Origin of the sequence: Pseudomonas sp. 22490, from assembly GCF_052044465.1 — a bacterium.
In the GTDB taxonomy this organism is placed as follows: domain Bacteria; phylum Pseudomonadota; class Gammaproteobacteria; order Pseudomonadales; family Pseudomonadaceae; genus Pseudomonas; species Pseudomonas aeruginosa.
In genome coordinates, this window is record NZ_JBQENS010000105.1 from 1 (window position 1) to 483 (window position 483).

Consider the following 483-nt stretch of genomic DNA (forward strand, 5'->3'; position numbering starts at 1 on the left):
CCTGCACGTCGCGCAGGCGCGACGGATCGCCCCATTCGGGTTGCTGCAGCGCTTCGCAGCGCCGTACGCGTTGCAATAGATCGTCCATGGTGGGTCCCCCTTCGGCAGGAGATATCGTTTCGATCAAGTGGGAATGCCTTCGCGTTTTATTTCCGGGACCGGAATGCTCAAGGCGCGCAATTGCTGGAAGACGTTCATGAATTCGCGGTTGCGCTTGATCTTGCCGTCTTCAAGTTCGAAGGAATGCAGGAAGTGGTTTTCGTAATAACCTTCGGGATATCCGGGGAAAAGAATCTTGCCGTGACCGTCGCATTCGACCCAGAAATGATTGGGGTCGTCGGTTCCGAATATATTTATGTTGTACCACTCCCAATCGGGAAAGCACTTCAATGACCAGACGGCATGTTCCGCAAGTTTGTCTTTGCCACGAATGACGATGGGCGAGCCGGTATCGGTGGTCCATAAACCGCCACAGCCGTCCTC

General features: G+C 54.7%; 2 protein-coding genes. Both read right to left on the reverse strand.

Going from position 1 to position 483, the window contains the following annotated elements; genetic code table 11:
* On the reverse strand, positions 1-88 hold an 88-nt coding region (locus ACTJJX_RS35100), incomplete at its 3' end, for a hypothetical protein (protein WP_240442477.1).
* A gap of 35 nt (positions 89-123) precedes the next feature.
* Positions 124-483, reverse strand: a 360-nt coding sequence (gene phzB, locus ACTJJX_RS35105) for a phenazine biosynthesis protein PhzB (RefSeq protein WP_436424854.1), incomplete at its 5' end; no start/stop codon positions are given.